16 protein-coding genes and 2 pseudogenes are annotated in these 17,844 nt (G+C 74.9%); 11 read left to right on the top strand and 7 right to left on the bottom strand.

Features of this window, described 5'->3' with window-relative positions:
* Nucleotides 1-27: 27 nt before the first annotated feature.
* The 11 genes and pseudogenes from cydB to BJF81_RS09830 all read left to right on the top strand — a co-directional run bounded on the left by cydB (nucleotide 28) and on the right by BJF81_RS09830 (nucleotide 10,698).
* A pseudogene (cydB, locus tag BJF81_RS09785) lies at nucleotides 28-1,118 on the top strand (cytochrome d ubiquinol oxidase subunit II).
* Nucleotides 1,115-4,519, top strand: a complete 3,405-nt coding sequence (gene cydD, locus BJF81_RS09790) for a thiol reductant ABC exporter subunit CydD (RefSeq protein ID WP_075958162.1) — start codon at nucleotides 1,115-1,117, stop codon at nucleotides 4,517-4,519. The pseudogene cydB and the gene cydD overlap by 4 nt, the downstream one beginning before the upstream one ends.
* Before the next feature lie 10 nt (nucleotides 4,520-4,529).
* Nucleotides 4,530-4,865 (top strand): LPXTG cell wall anchor domain-containing protein, encoded by a 336-nt coding sequence (locus BJF81_RS09795; RefSeq protein ID WP_143780771.1) that lies wholly within the window; start codon nucleotides 4,530-4,532, stop codon nucleotides 4,863-4,865.
* 50 nt (nucleotides 4,866-4,915) lie between these two features.
* Nucleotides 4,916-6,364: an adenylosuccinate lyase gene (gene purB, locus BJF81_RS09800; protein ID WP_075958164.1), complete on the top strand. Its 1,449-nt coding sequence runs from the start codon at nucleotides 4,916-4,918 to the stop codon at nucleotides 6,362-6,364.
* Nucleotides 6,361-6,777 carry a barstar family protein gene (locus tag BJF81_RS09805; RefSeq protein ID WP_075958165.1) on the top strand — a complete coding sequence of 139 codons (417 nt, stop codon included), beginning with the start codon at nucleotides 6,361-6,363 and terminating at the stop codon, nucleotides 6,775-6,777. Before purB ends, BJF81_RS09805 begins: the two co-directional genes overlap by 4 nt.
* Nucleotides 6,774-7,373: a ribonuclease domain-containing protein gene (locus BJF81_RS16840; RefSeq protein WP_237770161.1), complete on the top strand. Its 600-nt coding sequence runs from the start codon at nucleotides 6,774-6,776 to the stop codon at nucleotides 7,371-7,373. The genes BJF81_RS09805 and BJF81_RS16840 overlap by 4 nt, the downstream gene beginning before the upstream one ends.
* Complete coding sequence (locus tag BJF81_RS19580; RefSeq protein ID WP_237770162.1) at nucleotides 7,370-7,603, top strand: pyridoxamine 5'-phosphate oxidase family protein; 234 nt, start codon at nucleotides 7,370-7,372, stop codon at nucleotides 7,601-7,603. The genes BJF81_RS16840 and BJF81_RS19580 overlap by 4 nt, the downstream gene beginning before the upstream one ends.
* Nucleotides 7,573-7,767, top strand: coding sequence for a hypothetical protein (locus BJF81_RS19585; protein ID WP_237770163.1), 195 nt, complete (start codon nucleotides 7,573-7,575; stop codon nucleotides 7,765-7,767). The genes BJF81_RS19580 and BJF81_RS19585 overlap by 31 nt, the downstream gene beginning before the upstream one ends.
* Before the next feature lie 36 nt (nucleotides 7,768-7,803).
* Nucleotides 7,804-8,085, top strand: coding sequence for a metal-sensitive transcriptional regulator (locus tag BJF81_RS09820; RefSeq protein ID WP_075958211.1), 282 nt, complete (start codon nucleotides 7,804-7,806; stop codon nucleotides 8,083-8,085).
* A gap of 29 nt (nucleotides 8,086-8,114) precedes the next feature.
* Nucleotides 8,115-8,360, top strand: a complete 246-nt coding sequence (locus BJF81_RS09825; RefSeq protein WP_075958166.1) for a heavy-metal-associated domain-containing protein — start codon at nucleotides 8,115-8,117, stop codon at nucleotides 8,358-8,360.
* 126 nt (nucleotides 8,361-8,486) lie between these two features.
* Nucleotides 8,487-10,698: pseudogene (locus tag BJF81_RS09830) on the top strand (heavy metal translocating P-type ATPase).
* A 133-nt stretch (nucleotides 10,699-10,831) separates the two neighbouring features.
* Here BJF81_RS09830 and BJF81_RS09835 read toward each other — a convergent pair.
* The 7 genes from BJF81_RS09835 to BJF81_RS09865 all read right to left on the bottom strand — a co-directional run bounded on the left by BJF81_RS09835 (nucleotide 10,832) and on the right by BJF81_RS09865 (nucleotide 17,719).
* Nucleotides 10,832-11,479 carry a VOC family protein gene (locus BJF81_RS09835; protein ID WP_075958167.1) on the bottom strand — a complete coding sequence of 216 codons (648 nt, stop codon included), beginning with the start codon at nucleotides 11,477-11,479 and terminating at the stop codon, nucleotides 10,832-10,834.
* Between the two features lie 30 nt (nucleotides 11,480-11,509).
* Nucleotides 11,510-12,331 (bottom strand): TrmH family RNA methyltransferase, encoded by an 822-nt coding sequence (locus BJF81_RS09840; protein WP_075958168.1) that lies wholly within the window; start codon nucleotides 12,329-12,331, stop codon nucleotides 11,510-11,512.
* A complete protein-coding gene (locus BJF81_RS09845) occupies nucleotides 12,324-13,190 on the bottom strand; it encodes an HAD family hydrolase (RefSeq protein WP_075958169.1) in 867 nt (288 codons plus the stop codon). Before BJF81_RS09845 ends, BJF81_RS09840 begins: the two co-directional genes overlap by 8 nt.
* Nucleotides 13,191-13,222: 32 nt before the next feature.
* Nucleotides 13,223-14,272: an ABC transporter permease gene (locus tag BJF81_RS09850; RefSeq protein WP_143780772.1), complete on the bottom strand. Its 1,050-nt coding sequence runs from the start codon at nucleotides 14,270-14,272 to the stop codon at nucleotides 13,223-13,225.
* A gap of 253 nt (nucleotides 14,273-14,525) precedes the next feature.
* Nucleotides 14,526-15,410 carry an ABC transporter ATP-binding protein gene (locus BJF81_RS09855; RefSeq protein ID WP_075958170.1) on the bottom strand — a complete coding sequence of 295 codons (885 nt, stop codon included), beginning with the start codon at nucleotides 15,408-15,410 and terminating at the stop codon, nucleotides 14,526-14,528.
* Nucleotides 15,411-15,581: 171 nt separating this feature from the next.
* Entirely contained in the window at nucleotides 15,582-16,211 is a 630-nt protein-coding gene (locus tag BJF81_RS09860; RefSeq protein WP_237770172.1) for a response regulator transcription factor, read from the bottom strand.
* 53 nt (nucleotides 16,212-16,264) lie between these two features.
* Entirely contained in the window at nucleotides 16,265-17,719 is a 1,455-nt protein-coding gene (locus BJF81_RS09865) for a sensor histidine kinase (RefSeq protein WP_083664136.1), read from the bottom strand.
* Nucleotides 17,720-17,844 lie beyond the last annotated feature (125 nt).

The following is a 17,844-nucleotide window of genomic DNA, read 5'->3' on the forward strand; positions in this document are numbered from 1 at the left end:
CGCACGGCATACCCAAGGAAACGGATCATGGAACTCACCACCGTCTGGTTCATCCTCATCGCCGTGCTGTGGGTCGGCTACTTCGTCCTCGAGGGCTTCGACTACGGCGTCGGCACCCTGCTGCCGGTCCTCGGCCGGGACGAGACCGACGCGGGCACCGACGCGGTCCGGCACACCGGGGAGACCCGCCGCCGGCAGATGCTGTCCTCGATCGGCCCGTTCTGGGACGGCAACGAGGTGTGGCTGCTCACCGCCGGCGGCGCGACCTTCGCGGCCTTCCCGCACTGGTACGCCACCCTGTTCTCCGGCTTCTACCTGCCGCTGCTGCTCATCCTCGTCGCGCTCATCGTGCGCGGGATCGGCCTGGAGTACCGCGGCAAGGTCGACTCGCGGACCTGGCGCGCCCGGATGGACGCGATGATCGTCGTCGGCTCGTTCCTGCCGGCGCTGCTGTGGGGCGTGGCGTTCACCAACATCGTCGTCGGCGTGCCGATCGACCAGGACATGGAGTACGTCGGCGGCTTCTTCAACCTGCTCAACCCGCTCGCCCTGCTCGGCGGCCTGGTGACGCTGACCCTCTTCGTCACCCACGGCGCCCTCTTCGTGGCGCTGAAGACCGACGGCCGGCTGCGCCACGACGCCCGCGCCTCGGCCTGAAGGTCGGCGTCGTCTCCGCCGCCCTCGCGGTGGTCTGGCTGGGCATGGTCCACGCCCGCACCGGGGGCCTGGTGTCCTGGGTGGCGGCGGCGCTGGCGGCCGTGGCCCTCGTGGCCGCGCTGCTCATGGCCTGGCGGGGCCGGGAGGGGTGGGCCTTCGCCGGGACCTTCGGTGCGATCGCGTTGGCGACGGTCTCGCTGTTCCTCGCGCTGTTCCCCGACGTCATGCCCTCCAGCCTCGACCCGGCCTGGTCGCTGACGGTGGAGAACGCCTCCTCCAGCCAGAAGACCCTGGGCATCATGACCGTCGTCGCGGTGATCTTCACCCCCATCGTGCTGCTCTACCAGTCGTGGACCTACTGGACCTTCCGCAAGCGGATCTCGGGCCACCACATCCCGACCGACGTGCACCCCGCCGCCGCGACCGAGGAGACCCGGGCGGCGCTCGCCGGGGAGCGGTGAGCGGCCGCCGCCACCCCCGGGGCCGGTCCGCCCGGACCGGCCCCTTCGACCCCCGCCTGCTGGAGGCGCTGCCCGCCACGCGCGGACCGGTGGCGGTGCTGTCGGTCCTCGGCGTGCTCGACGGCGTCGCCGCGGTCGCGCAGGCGGTCGTGCTGGCGCTGCTCGTCGCGCAGGTGGTCGGCGACGGCCCGGTCGGCCCGGTCCTCGCCGGGCTGGTGGGGCTGCTGGCCCTCCGCGGTCTGCTGGGCGGGGCCGGGGAGTATGCCGCGCGCCGGGCCGGGCAGCGGGTGTCCGGCCAGGTGCGCCTCGCCGTGCTCCGACGCTGGTCGGCCCGCCCCGAGGAGGAGCGCCCGCCGACGGACGTGGCGCTGACGCGGGCCACCGACGGGGTGACGGCCCTCGAGCCCTACGTCGCCCGCTACCTGCCGGCGCTGGTCACCGCCGCGGTCGTGCCGGCGCTGACCGTGCTCGTCCTGGCCGTCGTGGACGTGTGGAGCGCGCTCATCGTGGTCCTCACCCTGCCCCTGCTGCCGGTCTTCGCCGCGCTCGTGGGCCGGCACACCCAGGAGCAGACCGAGCGGCGCTGGGGCGCGATGGCGCTGCTCGGCGGCCACTTCCTCGACGTGGTCCGGGGGCTGCCGACGCTGGTGGCCTACGGCCGGGCCGACCACCAGGTCGGCGTCGTGCGGGAGGTCGGCGAGCGGCACCGGGCGGCCACGACCGCCACGCTGCGGACCGCGTTCCTGTCGACCGCCGCCCTGGAGCTGCTGGCCACCATCTCGGTCGCGTTGGTCGCCGTCGCGGTCGGGCTGCGGCTGGCCTACGGCGCGATGGACCTCACCGTGGGCCTGGTCGCCATCCTGCTCGCGCCGGAGGCGTACTGGCCGGTCCGCCGGGTCGGCGCCGAGTTCCACAGCGCCGCCGACGGCGCGACCGCCCTGGCCGAGCTGGCCGCCGACGGCGTGCTGGACGTCGACGACGCGCCGGACGTCGCCGCCGCGCCGGCGGGGAACCCGCCGGCGCTCGGCCCGGTCGACCACGTCGGGCTGCACGCGCTGTCCTACGCCCACCGCGGCCGCAGCCGCACGCTCGTCGACGTCGAGCTGACCACCCCGGCCTCGCCCGGCCTGACCGTGCTCACCGGGCCCTCGGGGGCCGGCAAGACGACCGTGCTGGAGCTGCTGGCCGGCCTGCGCGTCCCCGCCGCTGGCTCGGTCGCCGCCCCCCGCGCCTTCCTGGCGAGCCAGCGGCCGGTCCTGCTGCCGGGCACCGTGCGCGACAACCTGCTGCTCGTGGCGCCGACCGACGGCTCCGACGCCACCCTCGTCGACGCCCTCCGCCGGGTCGGGCTCTGGGACGACCTCGCGGCCCGCGACGGCCTGGAGACCGACCTCGGCGAGGACGGCTTCGGCCTCTCCGCCGGACAGCGCGCCCGGCTGGCCCTGGCGCGGGCGCTGCTGTCCGACGCGCCCCTCGTCCTGCTCGACGAGCCGACCGCCAACGTCGCCGCCGGCTCCGTGCCCCTCCTCCACCGCGCGGTCCTCGACCTCGCCGCCCGCCGCCGGGTCGTCGCGGTCACCCACGACCCCGACCTGGCCGCCCTGGCGGACGACCGCTGGCACCTGGAGCCCGTGCCCCTCGACGACCCGACCGCGGCGGTGCCGCCGGCCGGAGGTCCCGCCCGGTCGGACGCGGCGCGGGGACGCGACGAGGGCACACCCCTCCTCGGTGCGCTCCGCGGACGGGCCGGCCTGGCCGCCGCGTGCGTCCTCGGCGGCCTGTCGGTGGGTGCCGGGGTGGCGCTGACGGCCACGTCCGGGTGGCTCATCGTGCAGGCCTCGACGCAGCCGGTCGTGCTCACCCTCATGGTCGCCATCGTGGGCGTGCGGGCGTTCGGGCTGGCGCGGCCCGTGCTGCGCTACGCCGAACGGGTCGTGTCGCACGACGTGGCCCTGGCCGACCTGGCCGACCGCCGCGCCACGGTGTTCGCGCGGCTCGTGCCGCTGACCCCCGCCCGGCTCGGCCGGCGCAGCCGGGGGGAGCTGCTCACCGCGGTCGTGCGCGACCTGGACGACGTCGTCGACGAGCAGGTCCGGGTGACGGTGCCGGCCTGGTCGACCGGCATCGCGACCGTCGTGGGCGCCGTCGTCGCGGCGTGGCACCTGCCGTCCGCCGGGCTGGTGGTGGCCCTCGGCGGGCTCCTCGCGCTGGGGGTCGGCGCCGCCGGGTATGCCGCCGAGCGGGCGGCGCAGGGGACCGTCGTCGCCGCGCGGGGCCGGGTGCGGCACACCGTGACGGCCCTCGTGACCCGGCTGCTGCCGGTGCAGGCCACGACCGGGCTGCACGCCGACCGCACCCGCCTCCTGGGGCCCGTCGTCGACGGCGAGCACGACCAGCTCCGGGCCGAGAGCAGGCTGGCCGCCGCCCGGGGCGCGACGACGGCCGTGCTGTGGCTGGTCGTCGCCGGGACCACCGCGGTGGTCGCCCTCCGCGTCGCCGACGCGCTCGCCGCCGGCCTGCTCAGCGGGCCCTACGCCGCGCTCGTCGCGCTGGTCCCGATGGCCCTGGCCGACGCGTGGGTGGGCCTGGCGGACGTCGCGGGCGCCCGGGCCAGGGCACGCGCCGCGGCGGCGCGGCTGGACCGGGTGCTGGGCCAGGAGCCCGCGGTCGCCGGTGCGGGCCGGCGACGCCTGGCCGCCGCTGCGCCGGCGGACGTGCGCTGGGACGGGGTGGCCGCGAGCTGGCCGACGGACGTCGGGCGTGCCGAGGTGCCGCCGGACCTGCTGCCGACCGACCTCGACCTGCCCGCGGGGTCGCGGGTGACCCTGTCCGGCCCCAACGGCACCGGGAAGTCGACCGCGCTAGCGGTGCTGGCCCGCCACCTCGACCCGGCGGCGGGCCGGGCCACGACGGCCGGGACCGACGTGCTGGAGCTCGACCTGGCCCAGGCGCGCTCGCGCATCGCCCTCGTCGACGACGAGCCGCACGCCTTCGCCGGCAGCGTCCGGGCCAACCTCGCCCTGGCGGCGCCCGGTGCCGACGACGAGGAGATGATCCGGGCGCTGCGCACGGTCGACCTGGGGCACTGGTTCGCCACCCTGCCGGACGGCCTGGACACCCCGCTGACCGGGCTCTCCGGCGGCGAGCGCGCCCGGCTCTCGATGACCCGGGCCGTCCTGGCCGACCGTCCGCTGGTCCTGCTCGACGAGCCGACGGCCCACCTGGACGACGCCACCGCCGAGCGCGCGCTCGCCGGCCTGGACGGGCAGGTCGGGTCCACGACGACGGTCGTGGCGGTGAGCCACCGCCCGGTCGGACCGGCGCGCGACTGGCCGCAGGTCACGCCCGGGACGGTCCGCGCCCTCGCCGCTGCGCAGGACGGGACCCGCCCGGTCCACTAGCGTGAGCGCCATGTCCGACATCGACCCGATCTGGTGGATCGTCCTGGGGCTGGTGGTCCTGGCCGCGCTCCTGGCGTGGTTCTTCATCGCCCGGCGCAAGAAGCAGGAGCAGGCCCGCACCGAGGCGTCCCACCTGCGCGAGCGGGCCCAGGGCGGGGAGACCTACGTGGCCGGCGCCGAGGACCGCGCCCGCGAGCTGCGGGAGAAGGCCCAGGACGCCGAGCAGCGCGCCCAGCGGCTGCAGGCCGAGGCGGACGAGGCCACGCGGGTCGCCCGCGAGCACCGCGACCGGGTGACCGACGACTACCTGCGCGCCGACGACATCGACCCGGACGCCAGGCACTGACCGGCGCGGGCCGCACCACCGCTCGTCCCCGGGGCTGAGAAGATGGAGCCATGCCGCTGCCCGCCGCCCGCACGCCCCTGTCCGAGCTGAGCCCGACGATCGCGCTGGGGGCCCTCGACGGCCGCTACCGCGGTGCCGTCGCGCCGCTGGTCGACCACCTCTCCGAGGCCGCGCTCAACCGGGCCCGGCTGCACGTCGAGGTCGAGTGGCTCCTCCACCTCGTCGGGCACCAGGTCGTCCCCGGCGCCCCGTCGTTGAGCGCGGAGGAGCAGGAGTCCCTGCGCGCCGTCGTCACCGACTTCGACGCCGCCGCGATCGAGGAGCTGCGCGCGATCGAGGCCGAGACCGTCCACGACGTCAAGGCCGTCGAGTACTTCCTGCGCCGACGCCTCACCCAGGTCCTGGCCACCGACGGCGACGACACTTCCCGGGCCGACGCCCTCGGCGAGCTGGTCCACTTCGCCTGCACCAGCGAGGACGTCAACAACACCTCCTACGCCCTGATGGTCCAGGGCGCGGTCACCCAGGTCTGGCTGCCGCGCGCGACGGCGCTCGTCGACCAGCTGTCCACGATGGCCCGCGACCTGGCCGACGTCCCCCTGCTGGCCCACACCCACGGCCAGCCGGCCACCCCCACGACGATGGGCAAGGAGCTGGCGGTCCTGGCCTGGCGGCTGCGGCGCCAGCTGCGCCGGGTCGAGGGAGCGGCATACCTGGGCAAGCTCAACGGGGCCACCGGCACCTACGGCGCCCACGTCGTGGCGGTGCCCGGCGCCGACTGGCAGCAGGTCAGCCGCTCCTTCGTCGAGCACCTGGGGCTGACCTGGAACCCGCTGACCACCCAGATCGAGAGCCACGACTGGCAGGCGGAGCTCTACGCCGACGTGGCCCGGTTCCACCGGATCCTGCACAACCTGGCGACCGACATGTGGACCTACATCTCGATGGGCTACTTCGCCCAGGTCCGCGGCCAGGGCACCGTCGGGTCCAGCACGATGCCGCACAAGGTCAACCCGATCCGGTTCGAGAACGCCGAGGCCAACCTCGAGGTGTCCAACGCCCTGCTCGACGTGCTCGCGACCACGCTGGTGACCAGCCGGCTGCAGCGCGACCTCACCGACTCCTCGATGCAGCGCAACATCGGCACGGCGCTGGGCCACGGCCTGCTCGCGCTCGACAACGTCTCCCGCGGGCTCGCCGGCCTGGACGCGGTGCCGGAGGCGATGGCCCGCGACCTCGACGCCAACTGGGAGGTGCTCGCCGAGCCGGTCCAGTCGGTCATGCGGGCGCTCGCGGCGCGCGGCGTCGAGGGGATGACCAACCCCTACGAGCGGCTCAAGGAGCTGACCCGGGGACGGCGGATCGGCCAGGCCGAGCTCGTGGAGTTCGTCCGGGGGCTGGGGCTGCCGTCCGAGGAGGAGGAGCGGCTCGTCGCGCTGACCCCCGCCGGCTACACCGGGATCGCCGCCGACCTCGTCGACCACCTGGGGCAGGCATGATCCTCGTCCCCGCCGAACGGCTCGACGGGGTGCGCACCCACCTGGCCGACGCGGGGTATGCCGTGGTCGAGGCGACCACGCCCGTGCACGCCGACCTGCGGGGGGCCCAGGCGGAGCTGGCCGCGGCCCTGGGGCTGCCGTCCCCGGCGGAGCGCAACCTGGACGCGATGGTCGACACCCTTCGTGACCTGCCGCAGATCTGGGACGGTCGGATGGTGGCCCTGCTGTGGAAGGACGCCGAACGCCTGGCCTGCGCGGACGGGCGCGGCTGGTGGATCCTCGGGGAGATCCTCGACGACGCCGACGACCTGACGGTGGTGGCGTTCGGCGAGGCGCGGATCGGGCGGCCCCCTGCCGCGGGGGACGCCGCCTCCGAGGACGGCGCGGGCCGGGACGCCGGAGGGGACCGATGAGGCTGAGCCGGCCGGTGGCGGCCGTGCTGCTCGTGCTCGTCGTCCTGCTGCTCGTCTGGCTGATGCTCGGCCAGGGCGGGGCCGGGGAGGACCCCGGGGCCGACGCCCCCCGCCCCAGCCCCACGGCGCAGGCCCAGGACGCGGACCCCGCCGAGGACCCGGTCGAGGGCCCCACGCCCGAGGTGCCGGACGACACCGCGGCGGACGACGGCTTCGCGCCATTCGACCCGGACGCCGAGGGCGGGTCCACCGACGGCACGGGCGGGGAGGAGCCGCGCGGGGTGGACACCCGCGACTGGGACGGCATCGACGCGTGCCGGGACGACGAGCTGCCCGTCGAGCTGGACGAGGTGGCCGACGACGTCGAGGCCGGCGGCCCCTTCGACTACCCCGGCAAGGACGGGTCGACGTTCGGCAACTACGAGGGCTACCTGCCCGAGGAGTCCCGCGGCTACTACCGCGAGTACACCGTGGAGACGCCCGGCCTGGACCACCGCGGCGCCCGCCGGATCGTCGCCGGCGGCGGTACCACCGATCCGGAGGTCTGGTACTACACCGACGACCACTACGAGAGTTTCTGCGAGTTCGCGCCGTGACCTCCGCCCTGGACGGGCTGGGCGAGCCGGGTGCTGCCTTCCTCGCCGAGCGGCACCTGGCGACGCTGTCCACCGTCGGCCCCGGGGGCCTGATCCACGTCGTCGCCGTCGGCTTCACCTGCTCGGACGGCGTGGTGCGGGTCATCACCAGCGACGGGAGCCAGAAGGTGCGCAACGTCGAGCGGGACCCGCGCGCACCGTGGCCCAGGTCGACGGGCGTCGCTGGCTGAGCATCGCCGGCAGGGCCGTCGTCGAGCGCGACCCCGGGGCCGTGGCCCTGGCGGAGGAGCTCTACGCCGTCCGCTACCGGCCCCCGCGGATCAACCCGCGGCGGGTGGTGATCCGGCTGACGCCGCAACGCCTGCTCGGCTCCCGGTCGCTGCTGACGTCCTGACGGAATACCCCAGAGGGGTATGCTGTTGTCATGGCCGTGCACGGATACACCGGATCGAAGGACGACTACCTCAAGCGGCTGCGCCGCATCGAGGGACAGGTCCGCGGCATCGCCCGTATGGTCGAGGAGGACACCTACTGCATCGACGTGCTCACCCAGGTGAGCGCTGTGACCAAGGCCCTCCAGGCCGTCAGCCTCGGCCTGCTGGAGGACCACATCGGCCACTGCGTCGTCGACGCGGCCAAGGAGTCCGACGAGGCCGGGCAGGCCAAGGTCCGCGAGGCCTCCGAGGCGATCGCCCGGCTCGTGCGCAGCTGACCCATCCCCACCGACGAAGGAGCAGCCCCATGACCAGCCCCGACACCCCCGTCCAGAACCAGACCACCAAGATCGTCGTCTCCGGGATGACCTGCGGCCACTGCGTCGCCTCGGTCACCGAGGAGCTCAAGGAGGTCGACGGCGTGCTCGAGGTGCGGGTCGACGACCTCGTCGAGGGCGGCGACACCGACGTCTTCGTCGAGTCCGACGGCCCGCTCGACCTCCCGGCGGCCCGCGCGGCCGTCGAGGAGGCCGGCTACACCGCCTCCGTCTGAGCCCACCCGTGGGCCTGGGCCGGACGCCCGCCGCCGGGCGTCCGGCGACCGGCCCGGGCCCTCCCGGGACGACCGCACCCGACCGACCCGGCGGCACCACGTCATACCCCTCCCCGAGCAGGAGCCATGAGCACCAGCACGAAGCCCACCACCGACACCGACGCCCAGCACGTCGACCTGGCGATCACCGGGATGACCTGCGCCTCGTGCTCGGCGCGCATCGAGCGCAAGCTGAACAAGATCGACGGGGTCGAGGCCAGCGTCAACCTGGCCACCGAGAAGGCCAGCATCAGCTTCCCCTCCGCGCTGTCGGTCGCCGACATCGTCGCGACGGTCGAGAAGACCGGCTACGGCGCGACCCCGCTGGAGGACGAGCGCGGCGGCCGGGCCCCCGCGATGACGCACGACGTCGTCAGCAAGGACTCCCTGCGGGCCCGGATGATCACCGCCGGCGTGCTGGCCGCCGTCGTGGCCGTCCTGCACATGGTCCCGCCGGTCCGGGACGCGCTGGGCACGACCGGGCACTGGCTGCAGTTCGTGCTGACCCTGCCGGTCTACCTGTGGGCGGCCTACCCCTTCCACCGCGCCGCCGCCATCAACGCCCGCCACCTGTCCTCCACGATGGACACCCTCGTCTCGGTGGGGACCACCGCCGCGATGGGGTGGTCCGTCGTGGCCCTGTTCACCGGCTTCACGCACGACCTGTACTTCGAGGTCGTCGCGGTCGTCACCGCCTTCCTGCTCATCGGCCGCTACATCGAGGCCCGGGCCAAGGCGCAGGGGCGCTCGGCGCTGGCCTCGCTCATGGAGCTGGGGGCCAAGGACGTGGCGGTGCTGCGGCACGAGGCCGGCAGCGGCGCCTGGACCGAGTCGCGGATCCCGGTCGAGGAGCTGACCGAGGGGATGCGGTTCGTCGTCCGCCCGGGCGAGAAGATCGCCACCGACGGCCGCGTCGTCGACGGCGCCAGCACGGTCGACGCCAGCATGGTGACCGGCGAGTCGATGCCGGTGGAGGTCGCCACCGGCGACGATGTCACCGGGGCCACCGTCAACGGGCACGGCCGGCTGGTCGTCGAGGCCACGCGCGTCGGCTCCGAGACCACCCTGGCCCGGATCACAGACCTGGTCGAGCAGGCCCAGACCGGCAAGCGCCGGTGCAGCGGCTGGCCGACCGGATCTCGGCGGTCTTCGTCCCCGTCGTCCTCGTCCTGGCGGCCCTGACCTTCCTGGTCTGGCTGGTCGTCGGCGGCTCCGTCGCGGGCGCGCTGGCCCCGGCCGTGGCCGTGCTCATCATCGCCTGCCCCTGCGCGCTCGGCCTGGCCACGCCGACCGCGCTGCTCACCGGCACCGGCCGGGGTGCGGAGATGGGGATCCTCATCAAGGGCCCGCAGATCCTGGAGTCGACCCGCCGGGTGGACACCGTCGTGCTCGACAAGACCGGCACGCTGACCACCGGCGAGCCGGTCCTCGGGGACATCGTCACCACCGGGTCGCTCGCCGAGGAGGCGGCGCTCAAGGCCGCCGCCGCCGTCGAGTCCGGCAGCGAGCACCCCGTCGCCCGGGCCATCGTCGACGCCGCCCGGGACCGGGGGGTGGAGCTGGTCACCACGACCGCCTTCACCAACCTGCCCGGCCAGGCGCCCGGGCGACCATCAAGGACACCGAGGTCACCGTGGGCAAGGCGGACCTGTTCGCCGAGGTGCCCGCCCAGCTGCGGGCCGCCCTCGACGCCGGCACCGGGACGACCGTCCTCGTCGGCTGGAACGGCATCGCCCGGGCCGCCCTGACGGTGACCGACACCCCGCGCCCGACCAGCGCCGCCGCCGTGGCGCGCCTGCGCGAGCAGGGCCTGACGCCGTACCTGCTGACCGGGGACAACGAGCACACTGCGCGCGCGATCGCCCGGGAGGTCGGGATCGCCGAGGCCAACGTCGACGCCGGCGTGCTGCCGCAGGACAAGTTCGCCCACGTGAAGGCGCTGCAGGAGCGGGGCCGGGTCGTGGCCATGGTCGGCGACGGTGTGAACGACGCCGCAGCCCTCGCGCAGGCCGACCTGGGGATGGCGATGGGGTCGGGCACCGACGTGGCCGCCGAGTCCGCCGACATCGTGCTCATGCGCTCCGACGTCGACGCGGTCGCCGACGCCATCGGCCTGTCCCGCAAGACGCTGCGGATCATCAAGGAGAACCTGCTCTGGGCGTTCGGCTACAACACCCTGGCGATCCCGCTGGCCGCGTTCGGCATGCTGACGCCGATGATCGCCGGCGGCGCGATGGCGATGTCCTCGGTGCTGGTGGTCCTCAACAGCCTGCGGCTGCGGGGGTACGGCAAGGACTGAGCCCGCGGCTGGGCTCCAGGGCCCGGCCCCACCGGGCCAGACCCCCCGACATGCCGTGAGACCCCCGATATTTCGGGGGTCTCACGCATGTTTCGGGGGTCTCGCAGCCTCCGGGGCCGACGGCCCGCCGCCCTCAGACGACGACGCGCCCCTCGGGCGTCTCGAAGGTGACCTCGTAGAGGCACGGGCAGGCGTCGTCCTCGACGAAGCCGAACTCCACCTGCGACTCAAAGGCGCCCTCCGGGGCGTCACCCAGGCCGAGCCAGGCCCGCACGATCGTCGGCTCCCCGCCGATCGTCAGACCGGCCAGCCGCGCCCGCGACTCGGCCAGCTGGCTGGGGTGGTCCTCCGGCGGCGACTCCCAGCGCACGAAGAACGGCAGGTTGCCGTGGTCGATGACGTTCTTGACCCCGATCTGGCGCCAACGCAGGTCCACGCCCTGGGGGGTGTGCCGGTTGCCGTCCACGGCGCCCCGGCCCAGCCGCTCCTCGACCGGCCCCAGGTCGTCGACGGCCACGACCCACGCCATCCAGCCGCCGCCCCGGTTCGACCGGGCCTTGACGGCCTGGCCGAAGGGCGCCTTGTCCGAGGCCGGGTGGTCCAGGCAGTCGACGACCTCGAGGTATCGCCGCTCCGCCAGGGGCAGGATGACGTTGCGCGTGCCGAACCGCGGGTGCACCCCGCCGTCGACCGGCTCGACGCCGAGCTGCTCCCCCAGCCGGGCCGCCGTCTCCTGCAGACCCTCGGGACCGGCGGCGTAGCTCACGTGGTCGATGCGCATGTCGTCATCGTGACACACGCCACGGAACGCTCAGGACCCGGCCCGGCCCCTGCGCTGCCGCACGGCCTCGTAGAGCAGGATGGCCGCGGACGTCGACACGTTGAGCGAGTCGGCCCGCCCCACCATGGGGATGCGGACCCGGTGGTCGGCGGCGTCGAGCAGCTCGCGGGTCAGCCCCTCCTTCTCGGTGCCCACGGCCACCGCGACCGGGCCGGTCCAGTCCACCTGCGTGTGCTCGGTCCGCGTGTCCGGGGTGGCCGCCACGAGGGGTATGCCGTGCGCGCGCAGCCAGGCGAGCGTGGTCGCCGTGCCGTCGGAGGCGACCGGCACGGCGAAGACCGTGCCCTTGGACGCGCGGACGGTGTTGGGGTTGCCCCAGTCGGTGACCGGGTCGGCCGCGACGACCGCGGACACCCCGGCGGCGTCGGCGGTGCGCAGCATGGCCCCCAGGTTGCCGGGCTTCTCCACCGACTGGCACACGAGGACCAGCGGGTCGTCGGGCAGGTCCAGGTCGGCGCACCGCCGGTCGACGGTGGGCACGACGGCCAGGAACCCGTCGGGGCCCTCCCGGTAGGCGGCCTTCTCGAAGGCCGGACGGGACAGCCGGACCACCTCGGCCCCCAGGCGGGCGGCGCGGCCCACGACGTCGGAGCTGCGCGCCCGGTCGCCCATGAGTTCGGGGCAGACGTAGAGCGTCTCGGGCACGACGCCGGCCCGCAGCGCCAGGTCGAGCTCCTCGTGGCCCTCGACGAGGGTGCGCCCCTGCTCGTCCCGGGTGCGGCGGCGCCGCAGGGCGGCGAGCGCCTTGACCCGGGGGTTGGCCGGGGAGGTGATGGTCGTCGGCTCAGGCAAGCTCGGCCAGGACCTCCTCCAGCGCGTCGACCAGCCCGTCCTCCTCGACGGTGCCGGTGACCCGGTCGGCGGCCTCCAGCACCTCCGCCGGGGCCTGGCCCATGGCGTAGCTGCAGGCGGCCCAGACGAGCATCTCGCAGTCGTTGCGCTGGTCGCCGACGGCCACGGTGCGGTAGGGCTCGACGTGCAGGTGCCGACGGACCTGCTCGAGGGCGGACGCCTTGGAGACGCCCTCGGGGGCCAGGTCGAGCCAGGCGGACCAGCCGACGGCGTAGCTCACGCCGTGCAGACCCATGCGCTCGACCAGCTCGCTGAACTCCTCGGAGGTGGAGCTGGGGTCGCGGAAGGTGACGCGGGTGACCGGGTCGGCCATCAGCTCCTCGACGGGGACCACCTTCTCCTCGCCCCACAGCTCACCGTGGGGGAAGGGGGTGCTGACCTTGAATCCGGAGCCGACGTCCTCCACGGCGATGAGTGCGCCCGGCAGCTCCCTGCGCACGAGCGAGATGGCCGGGGCCGGGTCGAAGGTGACCACGTCCACCACCCGGAACCCGCGCTCGGTATCCGGGTCCACCTCGACGGTCACCGCGCCGTTGGAGCAGACCGTCTGCCGGCCCGGGGTGAGCAGGCCCAGCTGCTCCATGACCGGGAGGGTGGCCTCGACGGCGCGGCCGGTGGCGATGACGACCTCGACGTGGGGCAGCTCGTCGAGCCGGCGGACGACGTCGACCACGCGGGGGGACAGGGTGCCGTCGTGGTGCACGAGGGTGCCGTCGACGTCCAGGCCGACGAGCAGCCGCTGGTCACGGACGGGGTGCCTGGGCTCGGTCGCGCTGCCGGCGTGCTCGGGGCTGCTCACCCTCGCACCCTAGCCGCCCTCCGGCCCCCGGCTCACTCCGAGAGGCGCATGCCCTTGCGCCAGCTCAGGCTGCCCGAGGTGTGCAGCAGCGCCCGCTGGTAGAGCCGGGTCCCGACGAGGATGGTCACCAGGCAGAACAGGGCCACGAGCACCAGGGCCAGCACCGGCTCCCACCAGGACACGTCGCCCTCGAGGATCCGCAGCGGCATGAGCAGCGTCGACAGCAGCGGCACGAACGAGGCGACCTCACGCCATACCCCCTGGAGGTTGAGGGCCGCGATGAAGGCGACGACGAGCACCATCGTCAGCGGCATCGTCGTGGACTGCAGGTCCTCGGTCCGGGAGGCCAGGGCCCCCGCCGCGGCCCAGATGCAGGCCAGCGCCACGAAGCCGAGGAGGAAGAAGGGCAGGTACCAGCCGACCGCCTCCGCCAGCCCCGGCAGGGCCACGTCGAGGTCGGTGAAGGTCAGCCCCACGAGGGCCGTGGCGACCAGCAGCGCCATCTGCCCGAAGGCCAGCAGCGTGTTGCCCGCGACCTTGCCCATGAGCAGCTGGCGCACCGGGATGGCCGCGGCCAGGATCTCCACGATCCGGGACTGCTTCTCCTCGACCACCGAGCTGGCGATCTGCATGCCGAACATGATCGCGGCCATGTAGAAGAGGAAGGCGAACCCGAAGCCGAGCAGGAAGGTCACCTGCTCCGGCATGCCCTCGTCCTCGGTGACCTCGGCCAGGTCGGTCAGCCGGACCTCGGTGCCGGCGGTCAGCTCGGTCACGCTGGTCCCGGCCGCCTCCGCGTTGGCGGCGAGGGCGTCGGTGCGCACGACGTCGGACACCGCGCCCAGCAGCGTCGTCGGGGGGGACCCGTCGGCCAGCACCTCCCACTCGCCCGGGCCGCCGACCAGGGCCAGGTCCGCGTCGCCCTCGAGGACCGACTCCTCCGCTGCGGACCGGTCCGCGACCTCCTCGACGGTAACGGTCGGCTCCTCGCCGTCGAAGGACAGCGCGCCCATGGCCGCGGGGTCGACCCGCTCCACGACGGACGTGGCGTCGGGGCCGGTGGTGGCCACCCTGTAGTCCACGCCGCCACCGCCGCCGATGAGGGCCGCACGACCATCGCGCCGAGGATGAGGACGACGGTGAAGACCGTCGAGAGCAGGAAGGTCCGGTCGGTGAGGCGCACCTGCACCTCGCGAGCGGCCACGAGGGTCCACGGCGCCCGGCGGGTCGTCCGCCCGGGGTCGGCCCCCGCAGGCTCTCCGCCCGACGGCCCGGTCGGGCCGGGCGTGCGGGCCGGGTCCGTGCCACGGGTGCTGCTGGTCGTCTGCGTGGTGCTCATACGGAGGCCACCTCCCGGTAGATCTCGGACAGGGTCGGCACGACGCGGGCGAACTCCCGCACGCCCCCGCGGGCGACGGCGTCGACGAGCAGCCGCTCGGCGACCTGCTCGTCGGCCGGGGCGACGACGGCCGTGGGCCCGTCCACGTCGAGGACCTCGACCCCGGGCACGCCGCGCACCCACCCGGTGTCGCCGGCCATGGTCAGGCGGTAGCGCAGCGGCGCCCCGGCCCGCAGCTGCTCCGCGGAGCCGTGGGCCACCACCCGTCCCTGGTGCAGCACGACGATGGAGTCGCAGAGCCGGTCGACCAGCTCGAGCTGGTGGGAGCTGAAGAGCACCGGCACGCCCCGCGCGGTATGCTCGCGCAGCAGCTCGCTCATCTGGTCCACGGCGGAGGGGTCCAGGCCGGAGAACGGCTCGTCGAGGACGAGCAGGGTCGGGTCGCCCAGCACCGAGGCGATGATCTGGGCCCGCTGCTGGTTGCCCAGCGAGAGGGTCTCCAGCTTGTCCTTGACCCGCTCCCCGAGGCCGAACCGCTCCAGCAGGTCGCGCGATCGCTCCCGGGCGGCGGGGGCGCTCATCCCGTGCAGCTGGCCCAGGTAGGTCAGCTGGGGCAGCACCGGCTGCTTGGGGTAGAGCCCGCGCTCCTCGGGCATGTAGCCGAACCGGGCCCGGTCGCCCGCCGTGACGGGTCGTCCCTGCCAGAGCACCTCCCCGGCGCTCGGGGCCAGCACCCCCATGACCATCCGCATCGTCGTCGTCTTGCCGGCGCCGTTGCCGCCCACGAAGCCGACCATCGCCCCCCGTGGCACGGTGAAGCTCACCTCGTCCACGGCCAGCACGTCGCCGTACCGCCGCGTCAGTCCCCTCAGCTCGAGCACCCGTCCGCCTTCCTGCTCCCGCCGCCGGGCCAGGGCCCGGCGGGTGGTGTGTGTCCTGTCGTGCTCGACGCTAGTCGGGCACCGGCGACGGCCACATCGGCCGTGCGGGCGAGATCGGTCTCCGTCCCGCGTCGCAGGACGACGCCCGCGGCGCCGGGGCGGGACGCCGGCTCAGCCGCCCGGTGCGACCAGCCCGGCCTCGTAGGCGGCCACGACCGCCTGCACCCGGTCGCGCACCCCGAGCTTGGCCAGCACGTTGGACACGTGCGTCTTGACGGTGGCCTCGCTGACGTAGGCCTCGCGGGCGATCTCGGCGTTGGACAGGCCCCGGGCCACGAGGACGAGCACCTCCCGCTCCCGCTGGGTCAACGACGGCAGGGGTATGCCCTCGCCCGCCCCTCCGGGGGACTCCGCCCCGGTCGCGGGGCCGGCGTCGTGCCCGGTGCTGCGCTCGATGACCCGCCGGGTCACCTCCGGGGCCAGCAGGGCGTGCCCGTGCGCCGCCGCGCGGACGGCGTCGACGAGGTCGTCCGGGTCGGCGTTCTTGAGCAGGAAGCCGCTCGCCCCGGCCGCGAGGGCGTCGAAGAGGTAGTCGTCCCGGTCGAAGGTGGTGAGGATGACCACGCGCACCGCCGGGTGCTCGGCCACGATCCGACGGGTGGCCTCGATGCCGTCGAGCCGGGGCATCTGGACGTCCATGAGGACCACGTCCGGGGCGAGCTCGGCGACGGCGGCCACGGCGAGTTCCCCGTCGGTCGCCTGCCCCACCACCTGCAGGTCGTCCTCGACCGAGAGGATCATCGAGAAGCCCTGCAGGAGCAGGGGCTGGTCGTCGACCAGCAGCACGCGCACGCTCACCGGTCGGCCCCGGCCTGCGACAGCTCGACCGGCACGTCGTCGGCCCGTGCGCCCGGCGCACCGACGGCGCAGCCCGGCCCGCCCGGCCCGGGGGTCCCGGCCAGCGGGACCTGCATGAACACCCGCCAGCCCGCCAGGCCCCGACGGGGCCCTGCCTCCACCCGGCCGCCGAGGTGGGAGGCACGCTCCTCCATCCCGAGCAGACCCAGGCCGGTGCCCGCGGTGCCCGCCCGCGCCGTCCCGTCGTCGACGACCTCGATCTCCAGGCAGCCGGCGGCCTCGTCGACGCGCACCACGGCCCGGGCCGAGCGCGCCGTGGAGTGCCGGTGCACGTTCGCCAGCGCCTCCTGCACCACCCGGTAGGCGGTGAGCTGCAGCGGGGGCGCGACCCTCGCGGCCGCCCCGTCCGTGGCCTCGACGACGTCGACGACGACCTCGCAGGTGGGGGTGGTCGCCCGGGCGGCGAGCTGGGGCAGGTCGGCCAGCGTCGGCTGGGGGGTGCGGTCCTCGGCCGAGGCTCCTCGGACGTCGCCGCCGACGCCGTCGCCATCGCCATCACCATCCCCGCCGCTCCTCAGCGTGCCGAGCAGCCCCCGCATCTGCGTCACCGCGTCGCGGGAGGACTGCTCGACCGACGTCAGGGCCGCCGTCGCGGCGTCCGGGTCCTTGCCCATCACCCGCCGGGCGGCGGCCGCCTGCACCCCCATGACCGAGACGTGGTGGGCCACGACGTCGTGCAGCTCGCGGGCGATCCGCAGGCGCTCGTCCACGACCGCCTGGTCCCGCAGCCGGCGCGCCTGGGCCGCGATCGTGCGGGCCTGGTCGAGCACCTGGGCGGTCCGGCGGGCGCCGTCCCAGGCGACCTGGCCGAGCACGATCGCCCCGCCGAAGAAGATGACGTTGACGAGCAGCGTGTAGCCGACCATGCCCACGACCGGCGAGAACAGCCCGGCCCCCTCCTCGGCCTCCGGCCCGAACGAGCTCACCATCTGCTCCAGCCCGCGACCCAGCGCGAAGGTCCACGCCAGCCAGGCCGCCATCAGGGTGAGCGTGAGCGCGACGGCGGCGAGCAGGGCCCGACGGTCCCGGGCCCAGGCGACGCCGGAGAAGATGAGGAAGAAGTACAGCGCCTGCATGGGCAGGGTGCTCATGGTCATCGGCACGAGCAGCCCGAGGGCGAGCATGTGCACCCCGGCCAGCGCGGTGACCAGGACGGGGTGGCTGCGCCGGACCGCCACGAGGGCGGCGGCGCTGGCCATGCCGACGTACTGCCAGCCCACCCCGAGCCGCTCGTTCTCGAAGGCCCCGAGGCTGCGCATGAGCTCTGCGCCCAGGGCGCTGACCACGAACGCCAGGACGGCCAGCCACACGTCGTTGAGCACGGCCCGCCGGTCGGGGGCCGGCCGTTCCCACTCCTCGTCCGCCCCGAACCACCGGTCCACCCGCATCATCCCGCCAGGGTATGCCGCCTGCGGCACCGCCGGCCTCGGCCGCACGAAGGAGACCCCCGGACCGGTCCTCCGTCGCGGGCCGGAGACGGCGGGACCAGGACCGCGAGAAGCCCTGGCCCACCGCC

It is taken from the genome of Ornithinimicrobium sp. CNJ-824 (genome assembly GCF_001942405.1).
GTDB lineage: Bacteria > Actinomycetota > Actinomycetes > Actinomycetales > Dermatophilaceae > Ornithinicoccus > Ornithinicoccus kibberensis.

Excerpts from the sequence above, each read along its gene's own strand:
- BJF81_RS09795 (WP_143780771.1), top strand. The coding sequence starts at position 4,530 with ATGTCCGACATCGACCCGATCTGGTGGATCGTCCTGGGGCTGGTGGTC.
- purB (WP_075958164.1), top strand. The coding sequence starts at position 4,916 with ATGCCGCTGCCCGCCGCCCGCACGCCCCTGTCCGAGCTGAGCCCGACG.
- BJF81_RS16840 (WP_237770161.1), top strand. The coding sequence starts at position 6,774 with ATGAGGCTGAGCCGGCCGGTGGCGGCCGTGCTGCTCGTGCTCGTCGTC.
- BJF81_RS09835 (WP_075958167.1), bottom strand. The coding sequence starts at position 11,479 with ATGCGCATCGACCACGTGAGCTACGCCGCCGGTCCCGAGGGTCTGCAG.
- BJF81_RS09825 (WP_075958166.1), top strand. The coding sequence starts at position 8,115 with ATGACCAGCCCCGACACCCCCGTCCAGAACCAGACCACCAAGATCGTC.
- BJF81_RS09865 (WP_083664136.1), bottom strand. The coding sequence starts at position 17,719 with ATGATGCGGGTGGACCGGTGGTTCGGGGCGGACGAGGAGTGGGAACGG.
- BJF81_RS09860 (WP_237770172.1), bottom strand. The coding sequence starts at position 16,211 with ATGATCCTCTCGGTCGAGGACGACCTGCAGGTGGTGGGGCAGGCGACC.
- BJF81_RS09805 (WP_075958165.1), top strand. The coding sequence starts at position 6,361 with ATGATCCTCGTCCCCGCCGAACGGCTCGACGGGGTGCGCACCCACCTG.